The organism is Neolewinella aquimaris (assembly GCF_014197245.1).
GTDB classification, from domain to species: domain Bacteria; phylum Bacteroidota; class Bacteroidia; order Chitinophagales; family Saprospiraceae; genus Neolewinella; species Neolewinella aquimaris.
In genome coordinates this window covers 557,503-581,115 of sequence record NZ_JACIFF010000001.1, presented here as the reverse complement: position 1 = coordinate 581,115, position 23,613 = coordinate 557,503, and the positions used below count along the sequence as shown (strand labels likewise).

The window sequence follows — 23,613 nt, the reverse complement described above, 5'->3', positions numbered from 1 at the left end:
TGAACCTACAGTCAGGCCATTAATCGGATCGGGTCAGTGAACCGTGAAGAAGGCAACCGACATGCCCGCGAGGATGACCAAAAATTTTCTGACCGAGATACCGTGCCGGTGACTGCCGTCGGCCTCGAAAAGGATGGTGGTGGAAATGTGGAGGAAGCTGCCCACCACCAGGGCGAGAATCCGAATTCTCCAGACCGGGTCGATGCTGATGATCTCGCCAAGGAAGGCTCCCAGGGGCGAAAGTAGGCCGAATACCGTCAAACAACCCCAGACGAACTGGCGAGAATAGCCCGATCCCCGGAGTAATAAGCCAAGTGCGAATGCAGCGGGAAGTTTGTGGAGTCCAATACCGAGCAACAGATTGTGGTGGTGGACGTGGCCGTCGGTCGCCCCCAGGGGAAGCCCCTCCAGGATGGCGTGTAGCCCCAGTCCGATCATCACCTGCATTGCATAGCCGAAACCCTGCCCGCGGTGGGTGTGTACGTGGCCGTGCTCCACTCCCTGACTGAAGCCTTCGAGCAGCAGTTGGACGAAAAAGCCGAGCAGGAGCCACAATCCGGGAGCATCCGATGGTTCACCGAATACGTCCGGAATCAATTCCAGGGCCGCGATGGCCAGCAGGTAGGCTCCGCTGAAGGACAGCAGAATGGGTAAGTAAGCTCGGTACCGCTGCTCACCGTACTGCGCCAGCCCACCGCCGATGAGGGCGGACGCGAAAAGAAAGAAATACTGCCACCAAGCCATAGAGAGGGAAATACGAACACTGCTAACGCCACCCAGTTGCAATAAGTTAATTGACCGGACCAGACTTCTGTACAATAGCCTCCCGACCGGCGACCCTTCGGTAGATCAGCACGCCGATCAATCCGATAAAACTGCCGAGCAGCCCGCCCGCAATCACGTCTCCGACAAAGTGCTTGCCCACGTACACCTGAGCCAGGGATATGGTGAGCGCCCAAACGAACAACAGCGTTCGCCACCCCCTCGATCGCACCCAGGTCAAGCTCAGTACAGTCGCCAGGGCAAAGTGATTGGTCGCGTGATTGGAGGGAAAACTAAGCACCCCCCCACAATTAACGAGCGTCCGCACCCGATCGGCAAGTTCCGGAGTAGCGCACGGCCGCAGCCTGCCGACCCACGGCTTAATGATCCCCGCAGCGAGTTGATCGGCAACCGCGATAACCACTGCGATGCAAACTACCAGATACAGGGTCCGTCGAATGCCGTAGGATCGCCAGATCAGGTAAAGAAGCGTTACGTAAAGTGGAATCCAGGTGGTCTTATCCCGGTAGACGGGCAGCACCGCATCGAGGAAAGGATTGGCCAACTGCTGGTTAAAAAACTCGAAGAGGGTATGATCTAGGTCCATGGCGTTATCCGGCGAGTACGGCCAGTAATTTGTACCGGTCGGTCCGGCCGTTTGGATCGAAAACTTCTACCAGGAGGATGTACGCCCCGGGATCCGCGATCCGCCCACTTGCATCGGTGCCATTCCATTCCAGTACGCCTTCCGCACCCAACAGAACGGTAGGCTGAAGGTCGACGACCGGTGCTCCCTGGCTATCAAAGACGGTCAGGCGGGCCATCGCTCCGGGTGCGGCAGTCCGGTAAGCGATCTCCAGGACGTCGTCGTGCCCGTCTCCGTCCGGTGAAAAAATGCGCTCGACCAGCTTCACGGATTCGGCGACCTGTGCCGGTGAGCTTGGAGCTTGGGAATTTGGCAGCGTCGGCGTGCCATAACCCGCGGTACCAGCAGCGGAGTACCAGTTGCTTGCCTCCTGGGTAGGAGCATCGGTGTGCAACCGTTCTAGGCTCACGCCCTCAACGGAACTAAGCAGGGGAGCATGCATGTCTACCCCGTAAGTAAAGGCATCGACCGGTATTCCTTCGCCGGTCGCAAGGGTGAAATTGCCCCGCTCATTCGGTAGCGGGGGCAAGTCGACTTCCAGTACGCGCGCCGCGTCTACGCGGGGGAAGCGTCCAAGCAAACCGGCCCGGTCTTCGGCGAGCACAAGAAAATCCTGCGGCAGAAGCAAAATCGACCTATCGAGCGACTTTGGCCGCTGCGACGATTCGACGTTCGACATCCCCCAATTTCGGAGGTCGATCGCGTGATCCGATACGTTAACTAACTCTACGTAATCGCCCTCATTCGGGCCGGGGTCAAACAACACCTCGTTGATAACCACATCACCCGGCGCGGTGGGTACGGGTAGCAGGATGAATAGATCTACGATCTCGGTCGGAAAATTGCCGGCACAGTCTGCGTAATCGGGCAGTACCGCCAGCGTATCCACTCGTCCCGCCACCGGGTCGAACCGAATGTTGAACGTTCGTCCGTCCTGCAGATTTACCCGAACCGGATCGCCATTGAGCAGGAAAATGTGGTCCGCCGGCCCGACCACGTCCTCGTCGAAAGTAACCACCACACCGAACGGGTCTACGGTGTATTCCACTACTTGGGGGGGCGTATTATCGGCCGGTTGGCCCACTACGCTATTCGGTCGGCCGGGGGTGCCGCCCTGCACGTTCACACTCGCCCGCCAATTTCCTCCGCAGTTTACCGCACCCCGTCCGGTATATTCTAAGCTGTATCCGCCATCGTCTCGGTCCTTGTCCTGGTACCAATCATCGGTGTAATTCAGGCTTACTACCACCCTATCGTTCATATAGATGGATACTTCGTCCCCGCCGTTGGTTAAACCGGGTAAGTCAGTGGAAAGCACCGTTACGTCGAATGCCGTGAAATCTTCCGCGACCTCGTGATCGACAATTACTGCGTACCCGCCGGCCGGTAGAAGGTATCCAGTGCTTGCGACGGGTCTGGGTGCTCCGCCACTAGCTACCTGCAGGGTGGTGAGATCCACCGGGGCGGATCCGGCGTTGTATAGCTCGAGGTATTCGGCTGCGGGTAGTCCCTGACTTGGTGTAGGGTCGGCCATGATCTCGGTAACCATGAGCTCCTGCGCAGCTACGGGGGCCATACCAAAGCAGCCCGCTATTATTATTCCAATCAATCTAAGCACCGCCCAAAGGTAAATGGTTTATATTCCTTATCTTTGCGCCCTAAAATAAAAAGCAATGCAAAAGGAACTGCATCCCGATACCTACCGGACGGTCATCTTCCGTGACATCAACGCCAACGTAAGCTGGCTCGGTAAGTCGTGCGCCAAGACCCGCGACACCGACACCTTCGAAGACGGTAACGAGTACCCCCTGATCAAACTGGAGATCTCCAGCGCGAGCCACCCCTTCTTCACCGGCAAGATGCAATTCGTCGACACCGCCGGCCGGATCGACAAATTCAACAAGAAGTTCGGCAAGAGCCGCTTCGCCAAGAAGATCGAAGACGAGCCGGCAACGGAAGAAGTCGAAGCCACCAAGGAGGAGGCCTAGTCTTCGCTCCTTTTGCGCGAAACGAAGAAGCCCCGGCGAACGAATGTTCGCCGGGGCTTTTTGCGATGGTTGAACGGCCGTGGCCCTACAGGTGTATCACCTCGTCGTAGGCCGCTGCGGTAGCCTCCATCACGGCCTCGCTCATGGTGGGGTGTGGGTGAACGGTCTTGATGATCTCGTGTCCCGTAGTCTCCAGTTTGCGACAGGCGACTACTTCGGCGATCATTTCGGTCACGTTGGCTCCGATCATGTGGGCACCGAGCCACTCGCCGTACTTGGCGTCGTAAATCACTTTCACGAAACCTTCCTTTGCGCCGGCGGCACTCGCCTTACCGGAAGCGGAGAAGGGAAACTTGCCCACCTTCACTTCGTAACCGGCTTCGCGGGCGGCTTCTTCGGTGTAGCCCACGCTGGCCACCTCGGGCGAACAGTAGGTACATCCGGGAATGTTGCCGTAATCGAGGGGGGCCGGCTTCATTCCGGCAATGCCCTCCACGCAAATAATGCCTTCCGCACTGGCAACGTGCGCCAGCGCAGGACCGGGAACTACATCGCCGATGGCAAAAATGCCGGGGACGTTGGTCCGGTACAGCTCATCGACGTTGATGATACCACGGTCGGTTTCGATGCCGAGGTCCTCCAAGCCGAGGTTCTCCGTATTGGGGCTGATGCCGGCGGCGGAAAGGACGACGTCGCACTCGATCACTTCCTCCTTGCCGCTCTTGCGGTTCTTGGTCTTGACCTGCAGCACGTCGCCGCTCGTGTCGACACTTTCCACGCTGGTGTTGGCCAGGGTCTTGATGCCCTTCTTCTTGTAGATTTTGGTGAGCTCCTTCGAGATGTCGGCATCCTCCCGGGGTACGAGGCCCTGCTCCAGGAATTCGACGATGGTCACTTCCGTGCCGATGCTGCTGTAGAAGTAGGCAAACTCGACGCCGATGGCCCCGGCTCCCACCACGACCATCCGCTTGGGTTGGGTGGGAAGCGTCATGGCTTCGCGGTATCCGATGATCTTCTTGCCGTCGATGGGCAGGTTGGGGAGCTGACGGGCGCGACTGCCGACGGCAACGATGATGTTTTCGGCATCGTAGGTAGTGGCCTTTCCATCTTCGTCGGTCACTTCGACCTTCTTACCGCGGATCAGTTTGCCGCTACCCTTCAGTACTTCGATCTTGTTCTTGCGGAAGAGGAAGTTGATTCCCTTGCTCATGCCGTCGGCGACACCCCGGCTGCGTCCGATCATTTTACCGAAATCGGCGGTGGGTTCTGCTACTTCGATGCCGTAGTCACCGGCGTGGTTGATGTACTCAAAGACCTGGGCGCTCTTCAGCAGGGCCTTGGTGGGGATACAGCCCCAGTTGAGGCAGATGCCGCCGAGGCTTTCGCGTTCGACGACGGCGACTTTCATGCCCAATTGGGCGGCTCTGATTGCGGCGACGTAGCCGCCGGGTCCGCTTCCGACAACAATTAGATCGTAAGCCATAAGGAGGTGGGGTTATTTATTTTGAATGGGTGAAACGCCGCTCCGGCAGCCATAGTTGGCGGGAAGGCAGGAGCAAGGCAAACGGTAGAAAGCCGCAAAGGTAAGCGGTTGGGCCGGTACCCACCGCACCCGCGTACCCGCCCGTCCGAAATTTATGCCCCGGGCAATGAACGTAACGCGGAGCAATCGTTTCTATGCCTTTATCACATTGCTTAAGCACACTATGCAGAACCGTACCATAATCGACCACGTCACCCCCCAGATCAACAACGGAAGGTTTCCGGTGAAGCGCGTAGTCGGTGAATCCGTCAAGGTCTCCGCCACCATTTTCGGCGACAGCCACGACTACCTGCGTGCCATCGTCGAATACCGCAAGAGCGACGGCGACACGTGGCAGGTCACGGAAATGGAGGAAAGCCCCAACGACCTCTGGTCCGCCTCCTTTCCCGTCGACGAACAGGGTTACTACGACTACCGCCTCGTAGCCTGGGTAGACCACCTCAAAACCTGGTACCGGGGATTCAAGAAAAAGCACGCCGACGGACAGGAAATGGACGTCGAACTGCGCATCGGGGGTAACCTGCTGAGCGAAAAGGCCGACCAACTCAGCGGCGATGCCCACGGTGAAGTAACCCAGGCCATCCAACGACTGGGTGGTGAAACCGAGGAGGGCGTTCAGTACGTCCTCAGCGAATCGTTCGCTCAGTTGCTGCACGACCATCCCCTGCGGCGGTACGAGACGGTGTACGATCTGGGACTGAAGGTGAAGGTGGGACGCAGGAAAGAGCGATTCAGCAGCTGGTACGAACTGTTTCCCCGGTCCACTTCCCCGGACATCAATCGCACGGGCACTTTCCGGGACGTGGAAGAACTGCTACCACGTATCGAAGAACTTGGATTTGACGTGCTGTATATGCCGCCGATCCACCCCATCGGCTTCCGCAACCGGAAGGGCCGCAACAACGCAACGAACGCGATGGAAGGAGAACCCGGCAGTCCCTGGGCCATCGGTTCCAAGGAAGGCGGCCACAAGAGCATTCTTCCCGAATTGGGCACCCTTGACGATTACAAACGCCTCATGGCCAAGTGCCACGAGCACGGCATGGAGGTTGCCCTGGATCTCGCCTTTCAGTGCGCTCCCGATCATCCCTACATCGAGGAGCACCCCGAGTGGTTCATCTGGCGTCCCGACGGATCGATCATGTACGCCGAGAACCCGCCGAAGAAGTACCAGGACATCGTGCCCATCAACTTCGAGACCGAAGACTGGAAGGCACTCTGGAAGGAACTGCTCGACGTGACCCTCTACTGGTGCGAAGCCGGCGTGCGCATCTTCCGGGTGGATAACCCCCACACCAAGCCCTACCGCTTCTGGGAATACATCATCCGGGAAACGAACGAGCGCTACCCCGACGTCATTTTCCTGGCCGAGGCCTTTACCCGCCCGGCGATCATGGCCGAACTCGCCAAGCGCGGCTTCCAGCAGAGCTACACCTACTTCACCTGGCGCACCACGGCCGCGGAGATGCGGGAGTACCTCGAGGAGCTCACCACTACGGAGCTAAGCCAGTACATGCAGCCCAACTTCTGGCCAAATACCCCGGACATTCTCGCCTACGAGATGATGGCGGCCAACGAGAACCAATTCGTCAAGCGCCTCTTGTTGGCGGCAACCCTCTCGAGCAGCTACGGACTCTACGGCCCCAGTTACGAGATCATGGAAAACCGTGGAAACACCAACGGCAAGGAAGAATACTACGATAGCGAGAAGTACGTCGCCCGCCACTACGACTGGACGTACCGCAACCGGATCACGGAGACCTACAAACAGATCAACCGGATTCGCAAGGAGCACACCGCCCTTCAGCAAACGAACAACCTCGTATTCACCGACACCAACAACCCCAACCTGCTCAGCTACGTCAAGTACAGCGACGACCGCAGCAGCCTGATCTGGACCATTGTCAACTTCGACCCCCACAATCCGCAGGACGGCTACTGCGCCGTACCGAAAAAACTACTGGGGGAACAGGGTTTCCGCGTCACCGACCTGCTCACCGGCGCCACCTACTGGTGGAACTCAAACGCCAACTACGTGCGGCTCGACCCGGGCTACTGGCCCGCCCACGTCTTCGAAATATCACGGGTCTAACTCGTCCGCCTCGTCCGCCGAATCCTTTTTACCTGGCCCACTCGTCCGCCGAATCCTTTTTTCCTGGCCGCAAAGGCCAGGAAAAAAGTTCGTCGGCCGAGTAAGCCAGTAAAGAAAATCGCTAAAGTTCGTCGGCCGAGTGAGGATAATCAGTGGCTTACTCGGCCGACGAACTTCCGGTAGCGCACCTAGCGCTACCGGAAGAATTCGGCGGACGAGAATTAGCGCGTCATATTCCGCACAAACAGGTACTGGGTGCTGCCGCCCGTGGTGCTGGCGTTGCCCTCACTAGGCAGAACCATCGCTTCGACGTAAGCCCATCCATTGGCGATCAGGTAATTTACGGCGTGCATCACGCTATTGAACTTGATGCGGTCGCCGGAGGAGGGGTCTATAACTTCCATGCGGTTGCGGGAGCCGCCGTTGATGCTTTGTCCGTAGTCGATGAAGATCGTCACCTTGTTGGAGAGAAACCGCTCCTGAGCGATCATCCGGACCATTTGCACCTCATCGAGGTTGTTGATGTTTACTCCGTCGACCACGACCTGGGAAAAGGCGGCGGTGGCGGTGCCAAAAACGAGTGCGAGGGCAAGAAAGAGCTTTTTCATTTTCATTCGATTTGTGTGAATATATAATGTGCGTGAAGAGCGGACGGATACGGCCCGGAACAAGTATAGGAGTTCCTTAACAAAATAGGGACGGCCGGCGGACGTTAGCTCCCTATGATGCACTTAATCATCCTCCTCAGTATGGTGGGCACCCTCTCTGACCCGGTCGAGTGGCTGCAACCCAACACCGTGCAGGCCGCTGACACCTTTCAGGACGAGCCCGTGACCTATTCCTTTCGCTACCGAAACCTGACCGACGCTCCCCTCGTGGTCGAAAACGTGCGGATCGGCTGCGGCTGTACGGCCACCGAATGGGAAGAAACACCCGTAGCCCCCGGGGAGATTGGATCGATCAACGTCACCTACGACGCGGCCGACGCCGGTTTTTACCGGAAGTACGTCAAGGTGTATTTTCGTGGGCAGCGGGGCGGACACAAGCTGTGGCTGGAGGGTTTCGTCGAATCGGCCCCCTAAAGGCCCCGCGATGGTGTACCTTCGCCGCTCTTACCATAATGATTACCTATGACTTGGTTGACCTGGGTGCTTTTGCTCGGTTACATCGGACTTAGCCTGGCCCTTTACCGCTTGTTTCCCCGCGCGGGAAGGAAGGCTACCGCTGCCCTGATCCCCGGCTACAATATGTGGGTGGTATCGGAACTCGTGGGCCGCAAGGGCAGCTACAGCCTGCTGCTGCTCATCCCCTACTTCAACATGATCTGGTTTGCCGGCCTGATGGTCGATCTGGCCCGCTCCTTCAACCGCTTTAATTTCTTCGAGCACGTCCTGGCCGTCGTCGCCAGCTGGGGGTACTTCGGGTGGTTAGGCACGACCGAGCCCGTTTACCGCGGTCCCATCCTGGTAGAGGAACGGGAATGGCAGGCCAAACTCGCCGCCGCGGAAAAAGCAAAGGACGACCGCGAGGTACGCAAACTGCGCAATCAGCCTCCCTTCGCTAAGCCGGTGGTGCGCGACTGGGCCGAAGCGGCCATCTTCGCCATCTTCGCTGCAGCGCTCATCCGGTTGTTGTTGATCGAGAGCTACATCATCCCCACCCCGTCGATGGAGAATAACCTCAATGTAGGCGACTTTCTCTTCGTGTCCAAGATCAACTACGGCCTTCGCCTGCCGGAAACCATCCTCATGCTCCCCCTCGTGCACAACCGCGCGCCGGTCGTCGGTGGCGAGAGTTATATCGACGGGGCCGGCCTACCCTACCGCCGCCTGCCCGCTCTGGAAGAAATTGACCGCTACGACCCCGTCGTATTTAACGTTCCCTCGGGCGACAGCGTCTACATTTTCCCCTACCGCACTTACTCGAGCAACGACTACGAGATGGGCAACATCGACGCGAACGCCCAGCGGGCCATCCAGACCGGTCGTGCCGAACTGGTCACCCGCCCGCGCGACAAGAAAGACCACTACGTCAAACGCGCCGTCGGACTACCCGGCGAAACCCTGGAGATCAAGGACCGCGAACTGTTCATCGACGGCACCCGCGTCGAAGATCCGGAAGGCATTCAGTTTCTCTACGACATCACCTTCAGCGGCACCCCCAACCGCTCAAACTGGGCCGACATGGGCATCAGTACCGACGACGTCCAGCAGCGCTCCAGCGAGAGCTTCGTCATGTTCCTCAGCAACAAGCAACTCGCAGCCCTCCAGGCGGGAGACCCCAACGGCACCTTCGACTTTTTCGACCAGACCGCCCCCAACGGCGTCCGGCTCTACCCCCACAGCGAAAAGTACTTCGGCAACTGGACGGTGGACAACTACGGCCCAATCAAGATCCCGGCCCGCGGAATGACCGTCGCCCTGGACGAACGCAACTACGAGCTCTACTGGAGACCAATCAAAGTGTACGAGGAAAACCCGGACTTCGTGCGCCGCGGCGGCAAATTCTACCTCAACGGCCAGGAGATTACCGAGTACACCTTTAAGCAGGACTACTACTGGATGATGGGCGACAACCGTCACAACTCCGAAGACAGTCGGGTCTGGGGCTTCGTACCGGAAGACCACATCCTCGGCAAGCCCCTCTTCATCTGGTTCTCCATCAAGGAGGGCAGCCTGTTCAATGGCGTCAACTGGGACCGCATCTTCCGCTCCGCCACCAAGCAGGGGGAATAGCGATGTCGGGCCCGGATTTTCTGCAACAGCGACTCGCCGGGTTGCACGAATCCGGCACCTACCGCGAACTGCCCGGTAGCCGGGAGGGAATCGATTTTTGGTCCAACGACTACCTGGGCTTTTCGCGTTGTCTAACCTCCGCAGCAGCGTCATATAATACCGCTCCCGGCAGCCGATTGATCTCCGGCGACAGTGAGGCGATCACGCAATTGGAGCAGCGCATCGCCACATTCCACGGCTTCGACTCCGCCCTCCTCTTCGGAAGCGGCTACACGGCCAACCTCGGTCTGCTCAGCTGCATCGCCCGCCGCACCGACACCATCGTTTACGACGCCCTCATTCACGCCAGCATCCGCGACGGCATACGGCTCAGCGGGGCGGCGGCGCGCAGGTGCAAACACAACGACCTAAAGCAGGCCGAACGGGTACTTAGCTCCACCCCATCATCCGGCAACCTGTTCTTCGTAACCGAAGCGCGTTTCAGTATGGGCGGAACTCCCGCCCCGCTGAACGAGCTGGCTGCCCTGTGCCGGCAGTACGGTGCCCACCTCATTGTCGACGAAGCCCACAGCATCGGAATCGACGGTCCGAACGGTGCCGGCCTAACCGCCGAACTCGGCCTGCAGGACAGCATATTTGCTGCGGTGATGACCTACGGAAAAGCGCCCGGTGCCAGTGGTGCGGCCGTACTCGGGAGCACGGCGCTCCGTGACTACCTGATCAACTTCAGCCGGCCGTTTATATTTACTACTGCTCCCCGCCCCGAACAGCTGGCCCACATCGAGTCGGCCTACGACCTCCTATCCGACCGACAACCCGCAGTTCGTCAAATCCTGGAGCGCAACATCTCTTTCTTCCGCCAGCGGATTGTGGAAGTCGGATTCGGTGACCGTAGCCCGGAATTAACGGGGCCCGTCCAGATCATCCGCCCCGCCGAAGGACAAGACGTAATTGCCGCCGAGCGGGCGTTGCTCTCCGCCGGGTTACTCGTCAAGGGCATACGTCCACCTAGCGTTGCCCGGGGGGAGGAAAGAGTGAGAATTTGCCTACACGCCTTCAATACCCGGGAGGAGATCGACCGTCTGGTTTCGACTCTCCAGCGAAGCCTTATATTCTCTAGCTAATGAACATCCAAATCGCCGGTACGGGCATGATCTCGGCCGCGGGCAACACGGTACCGACCACCTGGAACACCTTACTGACGGAAAACCGCAGCTGGCAACCCGACCCTGCGACCGGCCTGCCCGTGTACCCCGTTGGCGCCCTACCCAAAACCGGGCCCATTGCGGAGTACATCCACGACCGGGAAGTTGATCGCACGGTTGCCCTGGCGCTGCCCGCCGCGGCGGAGGCGGTAGGTGCCGCGAAGTGGGAAGGACGCGACTTCGCAATTCTGGTTGGTTGCTCGCGTGGCCCCACCGAGGCCTGGGAAACCGCCTACGAAACGCACCGAACCGGACAAACCCTGCCCGTGCGCACTTCACCGAATACGACGCTAGGTAGCGTAGGTTTTGCCCTCGCCGATTACTTCGGGGTAGGTGAGCTTTCGGACGGACTCAGCGTAGCCTGCTCATCCGGCTTCCACGCCCTGGTCCACGGCGTCGCGCTATTGCGATCGGGCATGGCCGAAAGGGTACTGGTCGGTGGTACCGAGGCGGCCCTTACGCTCTTTACCCTCCGGCAAATGGAGCGGTTGCGCATTGTCGCTACACCCACCCCGCAGGACAACTACGCCTGTCGGCCAATGGATGATCCCGCAACGGGCATGGTGGTCGGTGAGGGGGCGGCATTCCTCGCACTCGAAGCCGTAACCGAGCCGGACGGACCGACGATTCAGGGCTTAGGGTTTAGTCGGGAGCGCTGCCGGAGCGCTACCGGAATCAGCCGCGAGGGAATGGCACTGCAGTCCAGTATGCGACAAGCCGCTGCCGCCGTTGGTCCACCCGATTTGATCGTAGCGCACGCCCCGGGCACCCGTCGCGGTGACGCGGCCGAACAGTTAGCAATACAGCAAGTTTTCGGTAATCAGTCGCCGGTGACCACTTCCATGAAGTGGGCCACCGGGCATACCTTCGGGGCAAGCGGTCCGCTTGCGCTGGTTGCAGCCGTCGAAATGCTGCGGAAGCAACGGTCGATCCTCCTTCCTTACGCACAGCTTTCCGAACCCGCTGAGTTGCACCGCATCTTAGTCAACGCTACCGGTTTTGGCGGAAATGCGGTCAGCGTAATGATCGGTTGAACTACCTCGAAGCGGCACCCTTCACCACCAGCACGCCCCGCATCACGGTATAGTGACCGGGCACGGTACACACATATTCGTAGGTCCCCGGCTTGGTGGGAGCGGTGAAGTAGATCACCTCTTCCGTTTCCGGCGCGACGAGCTGGGTGTGCACCAGCACTTCCGGCATGTCCGGAATGTAGGCGGTCGCGGCGCCCTTCAGTCCGAGTTTGGAGGCGGCTACGCCGACCTTGTCCCCCATCTTCCCGCTCGTGAGCACGAAATTGTGCTCCATGTCGTCGGGATTTCGGAAAGTGAATTTGACCTTGGCCCCGGGTGTAGTGGTGAGGTACTGTTGCTTGAACTTCATGCCGAGCGCGGATTCCAGCAGGATTTCCTCGTCGAACGTTCCATCCCAATCGGCGGGCATGGCCGTAGGGTTTTTGGCTGAGTTTTCCGTGTTCTCGCTATCGGCCTGGGCCAGTGCTTCGCCCGTGCCTCCTCCGGGGATTGCATTAAGCGTGTAGTATCCGAAGTCGTGCAGGAGGTTATCGTTTTCCGAACTCCTTAATCCGTTGACCTTGATTTCGTAGATGTAGCCGGGGCGAAAGCCATCCAGCGTTAGGCGGACCGTCTTGCCGTCGGCCTGGAGCTCGGCGGAGGTGACTGGATTGTCCTGAATTTCCATTACCGGGCTGCCGTAATTGTGGTGGTAGATGTAAGTAAAGTTTTGGATAGCAAAGGCGGACGGCTTCACGTTTGCGGCGGCAACCGGCTTGGTAAACTCCACCTCGAATCCATCGGAGGTCGCGCGCACCGCGTACATCTCGAAGGGGGTTTTCCCCGTCCACTTCAGCCGCTCCAGGGCAAACTCCTTACCCCCAGTGGCGGACCAGCCGCGGGCGGTTTGTCCCGCGTAGAGCGCGTTATCGTTGCTGAACTTCATGCGCAGCAGGCCCGAACCAAATCCTTCCCGGAAAGGAAAAACCGCGCCCTGGTACTCACCATCTACTTTTTCCAGCGCGACCCGCATGATCTTACTCTGTCCCTGATCGCTCACCAGCAGCTGACCGGCAAAGGGACCAAATGCCCCATCCGTACGGTCGGTCAGGATGTCGGCCGTGGAAATACCGAGGATGCCGTGCGGAAACCATACGGCCGGAAGCTTCAGTCCCTCCAATTCCTTACTGGCGTTGTACATCGTTTTGTAGCTGTCGTTGAGGTCGTCGACCCGGAGCTCTACTTCGGAGGCTTCGTGATCGGCCCACTTCAGACTGGCCGGGTGGCCCGCAAAATCTCCCTTGGCCAGGTGGGTAATTCGACCGGATCCGATCCAGTCGCCCTGGTTTTCAGCCACGAAGAGATCCCCCGCTTCGTTGGTCCCAAATCCGGCCGGGCTCCGCATACCGGCCGCATAGGGGATCAGTTTCTTTTGGGAAGGATCGAATTGCATCATCCAGCCGCGCCAGGGCACGTGGCTCACCCCGCGTCCTTCCCAACCGACGTTGAGGGTGGTGATCATGTTGCCGTCGGGTTGAAAAAGTGGCCCGTAGTGATATTCATGGTAGTTGCCGGTCAGCGGCACCTCGTATACGGTTTCGTAGACGTCGGCCCAGCCGTCGTTGTCGCGGTCTTCGAGTCGGGTAACTTCCCCCCGCTGCGCAATGTAGATCGCGCCGTCGTGGGCCGTAAGGCCGAGCGGCTCGTGCAGTCCCCGTGCGTACAGGGAATAGGTTGCTTCCCCGCCGGGATTTTCGATCATCCACACCTCACCGCGGCGGGTACAAACGGCCAGTCGGCCATCGGGCAAAAAGTCCATGCCCCCCACCTCTAATTTGATGTCGTCGGGAATATTTACCTGCTCGATGGCATAAAAGTCGGCCTCCTGCTGCGCACCGAGGGTGGCGGCAAGACAGCTCAGAGCGCAAATGATGAAACGTCGCATGATCGATTGATTGTCAATACCCTGGGGTACGGATGGATAAATTTGGGTACGCTGGCTCTAGAAGTTGATGTGGTAGGTCAGTTGCTCTCCGGCGGGCAGTTCCGCGACGAGCCGGGAAACGCCCTCCCCGCGATAAATTCTCAGCCCACCGGCGGCCAGTTCGGTCACCTCCAGGCTTACCCCAGGTCCCTGTACCTCGAAGGTGCCGGGTCCGGTTTCACGGATGTCCCTGCCCGAAGCCAGTTGGGTCAGCAGACTGGTGCCCTCGCCGGTATTTGTCAGGGTACGCGTGAGTCCCGTCGCATCCGGTACGATCCGATCGCTCACCGCGCTTCCTTCCAAGTCGTAGTGGAAGGTAGGACGGCCGCTTTCATCGAGATCGTAGCGCAAGTGCCGCAATTCGGCAATGCTATCGGGCCACTCGTCCGTATCCGTACTCCACTGGGGATGTCCGTCGAAGGCTACTACCGCCCCCAGCGCGCGTGCGACCTGCGGTTCACCCCGCCCGTTCCACATGTCGCTGACGTCCACAAACTTTCCGCGCCACATCTGCAGCAGGCTGCCGTTGTGCAGGTCGTAGGAATAGTGCGGACCGTCGGCCTCCCCTACGCTGATGACGTGGGTCCGCTTTTCGGTGAAGTCGTATACGCGCACCGGAGGAAAGTTCATAAAACTGCGCAGTAAGTAGGGACGGTCGTCCGTAGCGATCTCCCGCACCGTGCCGGACATTGGCGTGGCCACCGCCCGGTCTTCGGGGATGTCGCTAAAACTGTTGAACGCTCCGTCTTCGAAGGCATATCTCACCTTAAGGTGATTCCAGTTACTGAACTGGTAGTGATCGAGGCGGACCCGGTGGGGCCCTTCGGAGAGTTGAATCTTACCTTCTCCGTTGTTGCCCGAATCGCGGCTTTCCATATCGACCACTACCTGATCGTCAATGTACAGCCGGGTGCTGCTGGGACTTGCAATCCGAAAACGATATTCGCCAGCCTTCGGAATATCCACCTCGGCCGCAAAGCGTATTGCGTATGCGTTTCCTTTTTCCCGGATTCCGTCTAAGTCGAAGCGGGAGATGTAGCCTTCTTTCTCCGGGGTGAGGGTGGCCCAGTTGTCGATCCGGTCCGGGTTGCCGTTGATGTGGTAATACGCGTACCGAATCAGGGGCAGGTTAAGCGCAACTTCGCCGGTGCTGGTGATGGACGATCCACGGCCGGCCCTCTCCGAAGACCGCAGGTTAGCGATCGAAATGGTCCCCTCCGTGACTTCGAGGGTGAGCGGCCCTTCCGTTCCTCCTGTTTCGCCGGCAAGGGGTTGTTGGTAATACACGAGGTTGTTGTTGAGGTAGGCCGAAACCAGCAGCGGTGGTTCCTCTCCCCTTGCGGGCAAGTAAGCGATTTCCACGTCCCGCCATACGCCGGGAGCACTCGTGACCGTGCTGCGCTTTTCTTCCGCGCCAGGGAGGTCCATGGTCGTGAGTTCCAGTGGAAACCGGTTACCGAGTAGCAGCGTCGCTCGGGTATCCGCACCGGCGCGGTAGGAAAAGGACACCGTCAGCGCTTCCTGAGCCGGCAGCAGTTCCAGCGTCGCGGGCGCGCTGGCCGTAAGACCGTCTTCCGCAGTGGTCCACCCCTCCGTGGATGGGTTAACCTCTACCGCTTCGAGATCATCCGTCGGAGCAGTTTCCCGGGTTTCAATTTCCCTTACTTCGAGGGGGTCCGTGGTGCAAGCGGTGACCCAAATGGCCGCCAGAAAAAGAACGTACTTCGCCATGGTTAAAAGTAATCACCCTTTCTGATTCTGGCGTCCCGTACCTACCTGTATCGGTTATAATTGGAAGCGGTATGTATATTCAGGCCACAAATTCACCCCATGCACCGTCGTAAAGCCCTTAAGCTCGCCTCCGCAGCCATTGGCCTGTCTTCCCTGGCCACCGCTTCCGCCAATTCCTCCGCTCCTGCGTTCCCCGCCCAAAAGTTCACCCTTAAATTCGCGCCGCACGACGGAATGTTCAAGGCCGTAGCGGGTGAGGACGTACTCGACCAGATCCGCTGGGCGGCCGACATGGGGTTTACTGCCTGGGAAGACAATCAGATGCCCCGGCGCGAGGTGAGTCAGCAGGAAAAGATCGGTGCCCTACTGGCCGAAAAAGGGATGACGATGGGCGTCTTCGTTGCCAACAAGATCAACTGGAAGGAACCCACCCTGACGAATGGTGCCGGGGAGCACCGCGATGCCTTTCTGCAGGACATCAAAGACTCCGTTGAGATCGCTAAACGGTGTAATGCCAAGTGGGTCACGGTTGTTCCGGGCTTCGTGCAGATGCGCCTCGAGCCTTTCTACCAGATGGCCAACGTGGTGGAAACCCTGAAGCAGGGGGCGGCCATCCTGGAACCCCACGACATCACGATGGTGCTCGAACCGCTCAACTACCGCGACCACCCCGGACTCTTCCTCACCAAAGCCGCCCAGGGATACGCCATCTGCCAGGCCGTAGGCAGCCCGTCCTGCAAGATCCTTTTCGACATCTACCACCAACAAATTCAGGAGGGCAACCTCATCCCGAACATCGATGCCGCCTGGGAGGAAATCGCCTACTTCCAGATCGGCGACAATCCGGGCCGCAAGGAGCCCACCACCGGGGAAATCAACTACGAGAAAGTCCTGAGCCACATCCACGGTAAGGGCTTCGAAGGCGTCTACGGCATGGAACACGGCAACAGCCAGGACGGAGAAGCGGGCGAAATGGCCGTCGTGGAAGCGTACCGCAAAGTGGACGTCAAGGCATGATCAAGCAACTTTTATCTGCAGCTGCGCTCACGATTTTTCTTGTCGCCTGCGATAACACCCCCGGCTCCGAAGACTCCGGCGAAATGGTGGATGCCTCACCGGTCACGGAAGACGCAAACGTCCCCGATCCGGACGTAACCACCAACACCGAATCTGAAATTGCCTTCGTCCGCAAACGCTTTGATCGCGTACAGGAAATGGAAGCAGCCGGCACCCTGCGCTGTGACACGCTGTCGTACAACTGCGACGAAGAGTCCGGCGGAGGCTCCTTCACATTCTGTTACGTCGCGGATGATCTGGTGCGGGCCAGCCACGAATTCTATCTGGGCGACCACGGCGGCGGCAGTGAGACGTACTACTTCGACGAGGAGGACCTATATTTTGCTCACCTTACCCAGTCGTCCTGGCGCTTCGCCTCCCCGCCGGATCAGGACGACGGTACTTACACCGTGGACGAAGTGAACGAGGAACGCCGCTATTTCTACAACGGCAACATGATCGACCGCCTCTACAAAGATTATCAGGTCGAATCGTGGAAGGAGTCACCCGACCCCAGCACCCTTCCCAATACGCAGACGGGCACGGGGGTTTCCGCTCAGGTATCGGGGGATCAGATGCTGGAAATAGCGCGCAGCCGGGAGTTCGACTGCGACTAATTTATCCGGGGTACCAGTTCTCCAGGCGTACTTCGATGTCCGAGTTCTGCTCGTTCACCATCTGCTTGAAGGCCTCCACGTCGCTTTTTGTCTCGTCCTGGTTGCGGTAGTGGTAGGGATATACGACCGCGGGCGCGAAATCCAGAACGGCACTTGCGGCCTGGTCGATGTCCATGGTGTAGGGCAGGTTCATGCACACGAAGGCAACATCGATGTCCTCCAGGGCGCGCATTTCCGTTACGCCCTCCGTGTCGCCGCTGAAGTAGTAGCGTTCGCCGTTCAGGTCCACGACGTAGCCGTTGAATTTACCCTTCGGGTGAAAGTTGTCCTTCGGTGGATCGTTGTAAGCCGGTACGGCAGTGACGATTACGTCTTCCCAAGTCCAGTTTTCTCCGTTGGCCAGGACGTGGCTAGCGGCGAATGGGTTCATCCTCATGGCGTCCATAACGGCCTGGGGCGCTACCAGCGTCGCTTCGCTGAGATCGAGTCCGCTGAGGGTTGCCGTGTCGAGGTGATCCGGGTGGGTGTGGGTGATCAGTACCAGATCGGGGGCACCGAATTCCGTATAGCGTTCCGCCCCGTTGTATGGGTCGACGAAGATGGTACGCTCTCCCTGGGTGAGGACCACTGATCCGTGAAAGATGGGATGCACCTCAACCTCCGCGGGGGCAGAATCGGCCTCGACGACGGGTACTTCCTCCGATGCGCGGTAGTTGGCGTCACCATCGCCGGAGTTGCAGGAGGTGGCGAGGACGCAGGAGCAGAGTAAAAGGTAAAAGCTGAGTCTCATGGTAGTGTAGGTGTTGGCTACTCCTGAAACCCGGGGAACGGCGGGGTGTTGATGCGGCAGGAAACAAAAGCGACGCCCGGGGACTTCATGAGTGATTATGCGACTTATTTTATCTCTCCTAACCCTGCTGGGGGCAACCAACCTCACCGCCCAGCTGCAGCTTTTTTCCGGATTCTCCTTCGAACGCGAGCTAGACACGAAGTGGGCGTACGAATTGGAGGTCGAGCACCGACAAACGATAAACACCGGTCGCGACAACCGGGTGCTGTTGCTGCTGGCCGTCAACCGAAAGATCAGTGATGTGCTTAGCATTACGCCGGGCTTACGGCTGACTCCGCGCTACGATCCCGACGTCAAGACCGAACTGCGTACGTTCGCCGACCTGAACTATGCTCTGCCCCTGGGCAAAGGTCCTTTCACCCTCGAAGGCCGGCTAAGGCTACAGCACGAGCGCGACATCCACGAGAACGCAACCCGTCACCGGGCGGCCATTCGACCGAGGGCCGGATTGGCGTACGAGGTACTTCCGTTCACGGAGTTAGTTGCGGAGTACGAAGCCCGTTTTCGTCTGGACCGGAATGGCCAATTTAGCCGCCACCGCTATACCCTGGGCGTATCGCAGAAAGTTTCCACCCGCATCAGCATCGTTTCCTTCATCCGTCTCGAACGAAAAGTGAACGTGACCGACCCCAGTTCGCAACCGACCATGGCGATTTACCTCAACTACTTGTTGCCCAACGCCCGCGACCGGGAAAGGGAGTACCGCCGCCCCTTCGGTCGCAGCTTGTTGTGGTAACCGGGCTACATCCCCGGCACGATCATCACGGCATTCTGCATCAGTCGACTTGGCCCCCGCCAGAACATGCGGTAGTGGGGGTTGTCGAGCAAGTAGACCACCTTCCCCCGTCCGATCGTCCGAACGCCGGCCCAGGTATTTCCGGCAAGGCGGTCCAGGTTTTCCTGGCTTGCGTAGCCGGAAGCTAGCAGTGCCGTGGAGTCGCTGGCGTACCGTCCTACACTCTGTAAATCAGCGCTGGGGACCAGGGAGTTCGCTCCGAATTTGAGGGTGTACACATCTGGCTTTATGCCGAATGCCAGGGGGTGCGTCGTATCGAGGGTAGCATTCAGGGCGCTTCCGGGGATATGTTGCTTGCCGTAGTACGCGGTTCGTTCGGCGAAGGAGAGTGCGGCGGCGGCCGCCGAGGTATCGCGATCGGAAGTGTTGACTTGCTGATCGGTAAATTTCGATTCCGCGGTGAAAAATTCCGCCGAAGAGCCCACTGTAACCAGGGTGCCTCCGCCGGAGATCCAGTTTTCCAGGACTTCCAGCTCCTCTTTGCCAAAGACCGCGCCGAGTTGATTGGCATCGGGCAGAATGAGCACGTCGTAATCGTCCAGGTCAGCGTACCCGTAGCGGCTACCGAACTTGGGTACGGCCGTCTGTCTCAGCTGGGACGTGCGGATGCGGGTGACGGCAAGTCGGGTTTCCCAATCGAACAGGAAGTAGATCTGGCCGCTGGTGTAGGTATCAAAGGGCTGATCGACGAGGAGAGCAACCTTTGGTTGGCGGACGGGGAAGTTGCGTGTGCTCGCCAGGTCGTTGCCCTGCTGCATTCGGCCGGTAGTGAACCGGTTAATGCGTAACCCCAGATCGTCGGCGAGGGAGGACATTAGCTCGGGTAGTGCATCCTCGTGTTCGAGATTGCGGCCACGGAGCACGATGAGGCTACCGGCCGAAAATTCCTCCCCCGCGTCGGTGGTGAAGGGTTCCAGCGACGACCGCACCCGCAGGCCCGCTTCCCAGAGCTGGGCCAGGGCCCGCGGTGCCTGTCGCTGTCCCCAGTCGATCACGTAGGCGTAGGTTTCGCCCGCTGCGGGTCCGACTACCGCGCCGGATCGTTCGATCACGGTCACCGGTTCGGTGTCCACCTGTACGGGAGCTGCGAAGGCGTAGGCTTCGAGGTTGTAGGCAAGTACGGCCGACCAGGTCGACATATCGTACATCACGCTGTCTTCAATTTGCAGGTCATTGGTCATGATGCTGTTGAGAAACAGGTGGCGTGGCTGTTCGGTAGCGATGATGAGGCTACCGGCAGGATGCGTGCGCTCGGATAGGGTCCCGTCGCGGAAGCTGCTTCCTTGCGCATCGAGTTCCTCGGTGGTGCGTTCCACTTCCACCCCGTTCATGAGCATTACTTGCAGGAAATCGTCGAGGTAGTCGCTGCCGTCGTCCTCGATGAGGTAGGCAGTGGTGCCCTGTTTGCTGTTGATGGGGTTCCAGGCGTCGAGGCTGTATTGCAGCAGCGCTTCCCGGTTGGCCGCCGCGGTTTTGATCTGGGCGATGCTGGTGGTGTAGTGATCCCACACGCGCTGGCGCAGGGTAAGCACGTATCCGTCCTCGGTTTCCACGGCCCGGCCGGCAGCGATGCCACCCTGTTCGGTCAGCATACCGATCGCCCCCATTACGGAAGGATAGCTGCTGCCGTAGCTCGGGTAGTAGAAATCGAAGCGGTCGCGGGTGAAGTAGCTGATGCCCATGCGGTCGAACTGGCGAATGTTGGCCCGGCCGAAGGTATCGGCCCACGTTTCGTAGGCGTCGGGCAGCAGGAGGTTTCGCGGGGTGGTACCCGGCACCGCGAAGTAGTTCGCATCATAGCCCTGTTCGTGGTAGTCGGTGTGCACGTTGGGCATCCAGCGCTGGTAGGCGCGGGTATGGCCCCGGCTCTCGGGATGTACTCCCCAGATCCAGTCGCGGTTCAGGTCGAACCAGTAGTGGTTGGTGCGGCCGTTTGGCCAGGGTGCGTGGTGTTCCAGATCGTCGGGCTCTTCGCCCCCCGTGGCGCGGGCCATGCCGTTGTACCAGTACACGTAGCGGTCGCGGCCGTCCGGGTTAATGCAGACGAACATCAACACTACGCTAAGGTCAAGGGATTCAACCGTTTGGGCATCCTCGCTCGTAGCGAGTTCGTAGGCTACCTGCATGGCCGCCTCGGTGCTGCTGGCTTCGTTTCCGTGGATGTTGTAGCTGTAACTGTTGATCACGGGTTGCGTTGCCAGTAGACCTTGCACCTGCGCCCCCGCCTCCCGGTATCCGTTGACGAGGCGAAGCTGCGTCTGGCGGATGGCCTCCAAGTTGCGCATGTTATCTTCCGAAGTGATGGTCAGTAGCAGCAGCGGCCGTCCTTCGTAGGTGGTGCCGTAGCGCTCCGCTTTTATGCGGGGGCTCTGCTCGGCCAGGTAATCAAAGTAGTTTACCGAGCGGGCGTATTCCGTAAAGCGCTCGCCCAGGCGATAGCCCAGAAATTGCCGGGGGCTGAGTATATTCGAACTTAAGTTATCGGGAAAATCTAAGCGTTCGTAAACGTCGGTCTGCCCCCGGACCTGACTGAAAACCAGGAGAATAAATAGTGTAGAGAAAAGGCGTAAGGGCATTCGGTGAAAATTTCGTGCAAAGTAATGGTTTCAGAGAAATGGAATGGAGGGGTACTTCGTTGGTGACTCGGGAATGAACCCTAAAACACTAGGGTGCTACCGGTAAGCAGGCATAAGGTACCGTTCCGTAGAAGGCGCTTGTTATATCGAATCCTAAGTACAATTTTAGAAGGGTTCCGACTGCTTTAGAGGCGTCTCTCACTTATATTAGGTACTCAGCGTCTCTCTCCAAACGAACTTCTTTCTAAGAATTCTCTTGCAATTTTACTTTGGTTTTTGGTTTTGTCCGACCAGGCTAGAAATACGGACTTCGGCCCCGCGGGGCGTTGCCAGAGCGATTCGAGTTTGCACTGATACCAACACTCTTTTACACGTCAAGCATGTTTAAATACACATTCCTTCCGTTGCTGCTGCTCAGCGCGACGGTCACCCTGGCTCAGGGCCGCTGTCAGCGCGGCAACTGCCACGACGGCCAGGGCATTCTCCGATTCGCTGACGGAGCGCTATACTCCGGAAGTTTCCGCGCCGGCAAATTCGACGGCAGCGGCACCCTTACTTACCCCGACGGATCCGTGTACACGGGCAGCTTCCGGCAGCAATTACAGAACGGGGAGGGCCGACTCACCGACGGCAACGGCAATACCTATACCGGAAATTGGCGGGAAGGAAAGCGCGACGGCCGTGGACGGGTTGATTACACCGATGGCGGTAAGATCCTGGGAAATTGGTCGGCGGACAAGCTTGAAGGAAAGGTTCAATTCACCTTCGCTAACCGTGATTACTACGAAGGAAATATGTCCGACAACCTAATGAGTGGTTACGGACACATGCAATACGCCAATGGGGACAGCTACCGCGGCCAGTGGTCCGCAAACCAACGCCACGGTGAAGGAGTAATGTCGTTCGCCAACGGCACTACCGTAACCGGTACCTGGGACCGGGGCGAACTACAATCCAATTGGTCCGCACTCGGGTTCATCGGAAACACCGCGGAGTTGCAATCCTGCGATGAAGGCTGCCCCGACGGCCCCGGCCGGTACACCTACGCCGACGGTACGGTCTTCTACGGCGAGATCGCCATGGGCATACCCGAAGGACGGGGTACGGTTACTTTTCCCGGAGGAAACATCTACCTCGGCAACTTCAGCAACCACCGTCCCAGTGGGCTCGGGGTGATGCATTACGCCGATGGCCAGATCGAGGGTGGTATATGGGAGGACGGACAACTGTTCCGCCGGCTGTACTCCGCAGTGGGCCAACCCGCGGAGACGGTAGCAACCGCCTTCGACCCGAAGGTCAAGGTTTGGGCCGTGGTCGTCGGTTGCGCCTTTTACCAGCACATGAAGACCCTCCGCTACACGGACGATGATGCCTACCAGGTATACGCGTTCCTGAAGAGCATCGAAGGGGGCGCCCTGAGCGACGACCAGGTAAAGGTGCTCATCGACGAGGACGCAACCCACGACAACATCCTGGCCGCAATGCGGGAAACCTACCGCCAGGCCGACGAGAACGACGTGATCCTGTTCTACTTCTCGGGTCACGGACTGCCCGGCGCTTTTCTTCCGGTAGATTACGACGGACAGCAAAACGCGCTCCGCCACGAAGATGTGCACGAAGCCCTGAAGGGCAGCCGGTCCCGCCATAAGCTGGTCATCGCCGACGCCTGTCACAGCGGCAGCCTCGCGGCACGCAGTGGCGGCGGCAATACCGAAACGCTCTCCGCATTCTATTCCGCCCTAACGAACGCCCAGGCCTCCACGGCCCTGATGATGTCCAGCAAGGGGGAAGAAATCAGCATGGAAGACGGAGGGCTTCGCTCCGGGGTCTTCAGCCACTACCTCATCCGCGGGCTAAAGGGGGAAGCGGATGCCAACCACGACCGCCTCGTTTCGATACAGGAATTGTTTGCCTACGTCCACCGCGAAGTAAGGGGCTACACCGGCAACATCCAGACGCCCACCCTGACCGGAAGCTTCGACGAACTGATGCCCATCTCGGCGGTGCGCGGCCGGTAAC

19 protein-coding genes are annotated in these 23,613 nt (G+C 59.0%); 10 read left to right on the top strand and 9 right to left on the bottom strand.

Annotated features, from left to right (window positions below):
* Positions 1-33: 33 nt before the first annotated feature.
* The 3 genes from GGR28_RS02405 to GGR28_RS02395 are packed head-to-tail and all read right to left on the bottom strand — an operon-like array spanning position 34 to position 2,984.
* Positions 34-744, bottom strand: a complete 711-nt coding sequence (locus tag GGR28_RS02405; RefSeq protein ID WP_183494117.1) for a ZIP family metal transporter — start codon at positions 742-744, stop codon at positions 34-36.
* Positions 745-790: 46 nt separating this feature from the next.
* Complete coding sequence (locus tag GGR28_RS02400; protein WP_183494116.1) at positions 791-1,369, bottom strand: phosphatase PAP2 family protein; 579 nt, start codon at positions 1,367-1,369, stop codon at positions 791-793.
* Positions 1,370-1,373: 4 nt separating this feature from the next.
* The gene (locus GGR28_RS02395) at positions 1,374-2,984 is read right to left on the bottom strand and encodes a lamin tail domain-containing protein (protein ID WP_183494115.1); all 1,611 of its coding nucleotides are present in this window, start codon (positions 2,982-2,984) and stop codon (positions 1,374-1,376) included.
* 97 nt (positions 2,985-3,081) lie between these two features.
* On the opposite strand from GGR28_RS02395, the gene GGR28_RS02390 reads away from it, so the two are divergent.
* On the top strand, positions 3,082-3,396 hold the full coding sequence (locus GGR28_RS02390; protein WP_183494114.1) for a type B 50S ribosomal protein L31: 315 nt from the start codon (positions 3,082-3,084) through the stop codon (positions 3,394-3,396).
* An 85-nt stretch (positions 3,397-3,481) separates the two neighbouring features.
* Here the strand turns inward: GGR28_RS02390 and lpdA are convergent, their stop codons facing one another.
* Positions 3,482-4,879 carry a dihydrolipoyl dehydrogenase gene (lpdA, locus tag GGR28_RS02385; RefSeq protein ID WP_183494113.1) on the bottom strand — a complete coding sequence of 466 codons (1,398 nt, stop codon included), beginning with the start codon at positions 4,877-4,879 and terminating at the stop codon, positions 3,482-3,484.
* A 223-nt stretch (positions 4,880-5,102) separates the two neighbouring features.
* On the opposite strand from lpdA, the gene GGR28_RS02380 reads away from it, so the two are divergent.
* A complete protein-coding gene (locus tag GGR28_RS02380; protein WP_183494112.1) occupies positions 5,103-7,031 on the top strand; it encodes an alpha-1,4-glucan--maltose-1-phosphate maltosyltransferase in 1,929 nt (642 codons plus the stop codon).
* Positions 7,032-7,252: 221 nt separating this feature from the next.
* Here the strand turns inward: GGR28_RS02380 and GGR28_RS02375 are convergent, their stop codons facing one another.
* Complete coding sequence (locus GGR28_RS02375) at positions 7,253-7,639, bottom strand: hypothetical protein (protein ID WP_183494111.1); 387 nt, start codon at positions 7,637-7,639, stop codon at positions 7,253-7,255.
* Positions 7,640-7,753: 114 nt separating this feature from the next.
* Between GGR28_RS02375 and GGR28_RS02370 the strand changes: the two genes are divergently transcribed.
* Genes GGR28_RS02370 through GGR28_RS02355 form a run of 4 tightly spaced genes read left to right on the top strand, consistent with a single transcriptional unit; the run spans position 7,754 to position 12,005 of the window.
* Complete coding sequence (locus tag GGR28_RS02370; RefSeq protein ID WP_183494110.1) at positions 7,754-8,113, top strand: DUF1573 domain-containing protein; 360 nt, start codon at positions 7,754-7,756, stop codon at positions 8,111-8,113.
* A gap of 48 nt (positions 8,114-8,161) precedes the next feature.
* Complete coding sequence (locus GGR28_RS02365) at positions 8,162-9,766, top strand: S26 family signal peptidase (protein WP_183494109.1); 1,605 nt, start codon at positions 8,162-8,164, stop codon at positions 9,764-9,766.
* 2 nt (positions 9,767-9,768) lie between these two features.
* Positions 9,769-10,890: an aminotransferase class I/II-fold pyridoxal phosphate-dependent enzyme gene (locus GGR28_RS02360; protein WP_183494108.1), complete on the top strand. Its 1,122-nt coding sequence runs from the start codon at positions 9,769-9,771 to the stop codon at positions 10,888-10,890.
* The gene (locus tag GGR28_RS02355; RefSeq protein ID WP_183494107.1) at positions 10,890-12,005 is read left to right on the top strand and encodes a beta-ketoacyl synthase N-terminal-like domain-containing protein; all 1,116 of its coding nucleotides are present in this window, start codon (positions 10,890-10,892) and stop codon (positions 12,003-12,005) included. Before GGR28_RS02360 ends, GGR28_RS02355 begins: the two co-directional genes overlap by 1 nt.
* Position 12,006: 1 nt before the next feature.
* Here the strand turns inward: GGR28_RS02355 and GGR28_RS02350 are convergent, their stop codons facing one another.
* Together GGR28_RS02350 and GGR28_RS02345 are read right to left on the bottom strand one after the other, a co-directional pair.
* Complete coding sequence (locus GGR28_RS02350; RefSeq protein ID WP_183494106.1) at positions 12,007-13,929, bottom strand: plastocyanin/azurin family copper-binding protein; 1,923 nt, start codon at positions 13,927-13,929, stop codon at positions 12,007-12,009.
* 57 nt (positions 13,930-13,986) lie between these two features.
* Entirely contained in the window at positions 13,987-15,699 is a 1,713-nt protein-coding gene (locus tag GGR28_RS02345) for a PA14 domain-containing protein (protein WP_183494105.1), read from the bottom strand.
* 99 nt (positions 15,700-15,798) lie between these two features.
* On the opposite strand from GGR28_RS02345, the gene GGR28_RS02340 reads away from it, so the two are divergent.
* Entirely contained in the window at positions 15,799-16,716 is a 918-nt protein-coding gene (locus GGR28_RS02340) for a hydroxypyruvate isomerase family protein (protein WP_183494104.1), read from the top strand.
* The gene (locus GGR28_RS02335; protein WP_183494103.1) at positions 16,713-17,372 is read left to right on the top strand and encodes a hypothetical protein; all 660 of its coding nucleotides are present in this window, start codon (positions 16,713-16,715) and stop codon (positions 17,370-17,372) included. The genes GGR28_RS02340 and GGR28_RS02335 overlap by 4 nt, the downstream gene beginning before the upstream one ends.
* A gap of 1 nt (position 17,373) precedes the next feature.
* Here GGR28_RS02335 and GGR28_RS02330 read toward each other — a convergent pair whose 3' ends face one another.
* Positions 17,374-18,162, bottom strand: a complete 789-nt coding sequence (locus GGR28_RS02330) for an MBL fold metallo-hydrolase (protein ID WP_183494102.1) — start codon at positions 18,160-18,162, stop codon at positions 17,374-17,376.
* Positions 18,163-18,259: 97 nt separating this feature from the next.
* Here GGR28_RS02330 and GGR28_RS02325 point away from each other — a divergent pair, with 97 nt between their 5' ends.
* Positions 18,260-18,958, top strand: a complete 699-nt coding sequence (locus tag GGR28_RS02325) for a DUF2490 domain-containing protein (RefSeq protein ID WP_183494101.1) — start codon at positions 18,260-18,262, stop codon at positions 18,956-18,958.
* 5 nt (positions 18,959-18,963) lie between these two features.
* Here the strand turns inward: GGR28_RS02325 and GGR28_RS02320 are convergent, their stop codons facing one another.
* Positions 18,964-21,594: a M14 family metallopeptidase gene (locus tag GGR28_RS02320; protein ID WP_183494100.1), complete on the bottom strand. Its 2,631-nt coding sequence runs from the start codon at positions 21,592-21,594 to the stop codon at positions 18,964-18,966.
* A 380-nt stretch (positions 21,595-21,974) separates the two neighbouring features.
* On the opposite strand from GGR28_RS02320, the gene GGR28_RS02315 reads away from it, so the two are divergent.
* Complete coding sequence (locus GGR28_RS02315; RefSeq protein WP_183494099.1) at positions 21,975-23,612, top strand: caspase family protein; 1,638 nt, start codon at positions 21,975-21,977, stop codon at positions 23,610-23,612.
* Position 23,613: the final 1 nt, after the last annotated feature.